General features: G+C 34.1%; 4 protein-coding genes. All 4 read left to right on the top strand.

Annotated features, from left to right (window positions below):
* A partial coding sequence (locus tag AB1Z17_RS05095) for a RagB/SusD family nutrient uptake outer membrane protein (RefSeq protein ID WP_368050718.1) occupies positions 1–1,414 on the top strand: 1,414 nt, incomplete at its 5' end.
* A gap of 20 nt (positions 1,415–1,434) precedes the next feature.
* A complete protein-coding gene (locus AB1Z17_RS05090) occupies positions 1,435–2,379 on the top strand; it encodes a PKD domain-containing protein (protein WP_368050717.1) in 945 nt (314 codons plus the stop codon).
* 43 nt (positions 2,380–2,422) lie between these two features.
* Positions 2,423–4,171 carry a PKD domain-containing protein gene (locus tag AB1Z17_RS05085; protein WP_368050716.1) on the top strand — a complete coding sequence of 583 codons (1,749 nt, stop codon included), beginning with the start codon at positions 2,423–2,425 and terminating at the stop codon, positions 4,169–4,171.
* A gap of 12 nt (positions 4,172–4,183) precedes the next feature.
* The coding region (locus AB1Z17_RS05080) for a polysaccharide lyase family 7 protein (protein ID WP_368050715.1) at positions 4,184–5,081 on the top strand (898 nt) is incomplete at its 3' end.

Raw genomic sequence — 5,081 nt, 5'->3', positions numbered from 1 at the left:
TACAGATGAGTTTTTAAATCCATTACCAGACTCTGCAATTGTTGCTGATTCTTTTTTCGAATCAGATGCTGATGTATTAGCTGGGATTATTGGGATTTATGATGCCTTACAAGGTGTAAATGAAAACACAGAGTCAAGTTCAATAAGATTCAATAGAGGGGTTCAATTAGAATACCTTTTAACGGAGCACCGCTCTGATAATACAAGAAGTAAAACGCTTGAAGGTTCAAGAGCCGATTTTCACAGATATATAGTAGAACCTGATAATGTTCAGTCTGAAGATTATTACCAATCTATGTATGAGATTATTTTTAGAGCAAATAATGTTTTAAAGTATGTTGATAAGTCGAGTTCTGCGAACATTAATAAATATACTGCTGAGGCTAAGTTTTTAAGAGCCTATGCATATTTTAACTTAGTTAGATTGTACGGAGCTGTACCATTGGTAACTACTGTGGTAGGTTCAGATGAAAAAGAATTACTTTTTACTAGAGTTGATGAAGCAACAATTTATGAACAAATTGTAGCAGATTTACAAGAAGGAGTTACTCATTTAGATAACACAAATAAGTCTAGAGCTTCTAAAGCTGCTGCACAAGGAATTTTAGCAAAAGTGTACCTAACACAACCAACACGTAACTATACAGGTGCAAAACAATTGTGTGAAGATATTATGAATAGTGGTTTTTCTTTAGAATCTAATTTTAAGGATGTATTCTACAACGAATTAAATAACGAAATTATATTCGCAGTACAGTACTTATCAGGAAACCCTGATGAAAGTCAAGGTTTTTCATCTGAATTCACCTCTTATAAACGTCAAGGTAGACAAGATGGACTTAATATAGTTAATCCAAATCTTGCTGAAGATTTTATTGCTTTCGGTGGAAATAGAACATCAGTTTCTTATGCTGCTTTTGGCGATGATGCTGATCTTCCTGTACCTTTGGATGCAGAAGTTATAAAGTTTTTACCAGATGGTTATGATATTTCTGATACGAATCTTCCAACCTACGGAGGAGCGCCATCATTAGCTGGTAATGACTGGATTATTTTACGTTATTCAGATGTTTTATTAATGCATGCTGAAGCTATTATGGAAGATGGAGATACGCCTAATGCCAGCGCCATTGATTCTTATATGGAAGTTAGAGTAAGAGCAGGATTTGATGCCGTTTCGGATCGTCCTACAGTTTTAACTAAAGACGCTTTATTACTTGAAAGAAGAGTAGAATTGGCTTTTGAAAATCATCGTTTCTTCGATTTATTAAGATTAGGAGTGGCACATGAGGTATTAGGTGCGCACGCTACTGCAAATGGATATACTAGTTATAATATTAGAAGATTATTATTACCAATTCCTTCAAGAGAAATTAATTTAAGTGATGGTATTTTAACTCAAAATCCTCAATAATAATTAAAACGTTAAAAATCATGAAAAATCAATTAAATATTTTTAAAAACACCATAAGTCTGGTGTTATGCGCATTGGTAATATTGTTCTCTGTAAGCTGTGAAAAAGCTTTTGAGTTTGATTTACCAGAAGCAGGTACTCTAGAAGATACTAGTTTGCCAACTGCTGATTTTGCATATATTCCAAATGCAGTTAATTTCAAGATTGTAGAATTCAATAATTTATCAACGGAATCTATCAGATACGAATGGGACTTTAATAATGGAGAAGGAAATTCAACAGAGAAAGATCCTAGCTATACTTTTGAAGCAGGTGAGGGTACTTATCCAGTAACATTAACAGCTATTGATGGAAATGATGCATCAACTACTATAACGTTAGATGTTGAAGTTGTAGATAAATTTGTACCTATTCCCGTAACAATTTTAAACGGCGATTTTGATGGAGGTTCATCTGATTGGAAATTCTCAACTTTCACAGGTGGAAATACGAATCCTTTTAACTCAAGTTCTGATGGTTCATTTACAAATTATGATGGATCTGATAATGGAGCAAAAACAAGTGGAGCAAAATGGACAGGATCTACTTCTGTAAGTGCAGGGTCAAACGCCAGATATGCTTACCAAGCAATTGTAGTATCTCCAACATTAGTAGATCGTACAGTTAAATATGTCTTAGAATTTGAATATGCTATAAAGACTCCAGAAGAGCAAGCAGGTGTTGCTGTAGGAGGTAATAGAATTTTTGCAACAGTTTTAAATGGTCACTTTGATGATGGAGCTGATGCAGTTGCAAGCACTCCTATTAAACGTTTTGTTGCAGATGAAGTTAAAGGGAAAGCATCACATACTTTAGTTGAGGTAGAATTTACCGCGAATGCTAGTGGTGAAGTTGGTATAATGTTTTCTGCAGAAACAGCTGTCGATGTTTACATTGATAATGTTAAAGTTTATGCAGCTAAATAATTTTGGTAGAGAGTAAAACAACAACAAAAAACACAAAAAAATTATGAATTTATTAAAAAAAGGAATATATGCTCTGCTTATAACAGGCTTTATAATATCTTGTGATGATGAATATGATATTATTCAACCAGGCGAGGAGAACCTAACAGGAACAGGGCTTACAGAAATTTCGTTCTCAAGCTTTAAAGCAACTGTTGGCCCGGATGAAAACGGAATGGAAGATGGTACTTACATTACTGTAAAACCATTAGCGATTGGAGTTGATTCTTATGATATTGATTTTGGAGATGGCTCTTCTGTAACTATAGGAGCTGGAGCTTCTGCTTCAAATGACTATCCTAACTTAGATGCGGAAAAAACATATACAATAACAGTAACTGCAAAATCAGACAAAGATTTGCCTAGCGTTACTAAAACAGAGGTTATAACAGTTGAACATGAAGTTACAGCTGTATCATCAACACCAGGTTCGCCAATCATTCTTGATCAAAATGCATATGCTATTTTCAGTGACGGTATTGAAAGCGATGGTGTTTTTATGGCTTATACAAACAAAGCATCAGGTGCTAATTTTGAAGCTGGTACTGCCGAGTATAATGAAGTAGCAGTTGGAGATATAAAAAATAAGGTAATTCAGTATTCGAGGCTTGACGGTTCGAATACCGCATCTATCACTTTTAGCCCTGCTATTAGTATTGCGGATGTTTTTGGAACAGGTGCTTCTGCTGATTATTTTCACATGGATCTTCATTCTATTCTTGATATAGGTGTTGAAAGAGTAAAAATAACATTGGGTGGTGAAACTTTCCAGCAAACTTTAACAAATGATGAGTGGACAGGTATAGATATTGATTTAGCTTCTGAAGGAATTACTCAAATTGACGCTATAACAATAGAATTAGGAATAGCAGGTCATCCAAAAAATGAGGCAACTCTTAATATAGATAACATTTATCTTTATAGAGAGCCGCTTTCAATTCCTGAGTTTATTTTTGATGAGATAGCTAGTGATTATGATGTTACCTTTACAGATGCTTCTGAACTTGCAACGAGTTATAGTTGGAATTTTGGAGATGGTAATAGCTCAACAGATGCAAACCCAACCCATAGTTATACTAATGATGGTGTGGAAAGAGCATATATGGTTACATTAACAACAACAAACTTCCTTAATAAAACTTCTTCTATAACAAAAGAAGTTATTGTTGGTGGACCAGCCGGTCCTATTAATCCAGAAATTTTATGGGGAGATTTTAATGGGGGTTCTAGTGACGTATATGGTCCTTGGAAAATAGCTAACACTACAGGTAGTTCAAATCCTTTTAGTGGTAGTTCTGATGGTTCTTGTACAAATTATGATGGAACAGATAATGGAGGTAAAACAAGAGGAGCAAAATGGTCATCTAGCAATAGTGCTGATGATGCAGATGGTGCTGCTGACCCTGGTGATACTAGATATGCATACCAAGCAGTTACATTAAGTCCTAATACGGATTACATTTTTGAGTACGAATATGCTATAAAAACAGGAGGGGCTGAAACAAACAGTGTAGTTGCCGCAATCTTAAATGGTCATTATAGTGATAGTGATGTTGCTCTTGCTAGTAATCCTTTGGTAGAGCATGTTGGAACCGAGGCTAAAGGAAAGTTTGCAGACAATTCTTGTTCAGGTGGTACAACAATGAAACTTAGATTTAGATCAAATTCTGTAGGTGAAGTATCTATATTTATTTATGCATTTACAGATGTAGATGCTTTTGTAGATAATGTTAAAGTTTATCCAGCTGAATAAATTTATATAGAAATGAAAATAATCCGAAAAGAGATATTATTAGCAATTTTAATAATTTTTATATCTGTGAACGCTACTTCTCAAAACAAGAAGAGTGGCGTTTCAGATTCGGATATAAAAGTTGAGAAAAAACAAGGCAAAAAGAAGAAAAAAAAGAAGAAGGTTAAACTTCCAAATATTGATTTAAGTCACTGGAAAGTTACCTTACCTGTTGCTAATGACGAGGGGAAACCTGTAGAAATTAGTCCTCCTGAAATTGTAAATTTCGCGAAAATGGATATTGCAAAACCATACATGTATATCGATTCTACAAGAGGAGCTATAGTATTTCATGCAATGCCAACAGACTCTAAAACTAAAAATACTAAGTACACACGTTCTGAGTTAAGAGAGCAAATGGTGCCAGGAGATAATAATGTAAATTGGACCTTTAAAGATGGTGCTTATATGAAAGGGAAGTTAGCAATGGATGCTACAACTAGAGATTCTAATGGTAAATACCATAGAACTATTATAATGCAAATTCATGGACGATTAACAAATGAACAACGTGATTTAATTGGTGAGGATGATAACAATGCACCACCTATCTTAAAAATATATTGGGATAAGGGAAAGGTACGCGTTAAAACAAAAGTTCTTAAAAACATAAATGCAACTAATGAAGAAATACTTCATGAAGATGCTTGGGATGATGATGAAGGATTTAATTTTGAACAGAAAGTAGATTTTAGAAAATTCACACTAGAAGTGAAGGTAAGTGAAGGGAAAATGGTAATTGTTTTAAACAATAATGAGTATAAGGTTTACGAGAATATTCATATGAAACGTTGGGGTATTTTTGAAAACTATTTTAAAGCTGGGAATTATTTTCAATCTAGAGATGAAGGTTCATTTTCAAAAGTTAGGT

It is taken from the genome of Lutibacter sp. (assembly GCF_040883305.1).
Classification (GTDB): Bacteria; Bacteroidota; Bacteroidia; order Flavobacteriales; family Flavobacteriaceae; genus Lutibacter.
Note: the sequence above shows the minus strand (reverse complement) of the source record. Positions and strands in the feature narration are given on the sequence as shown.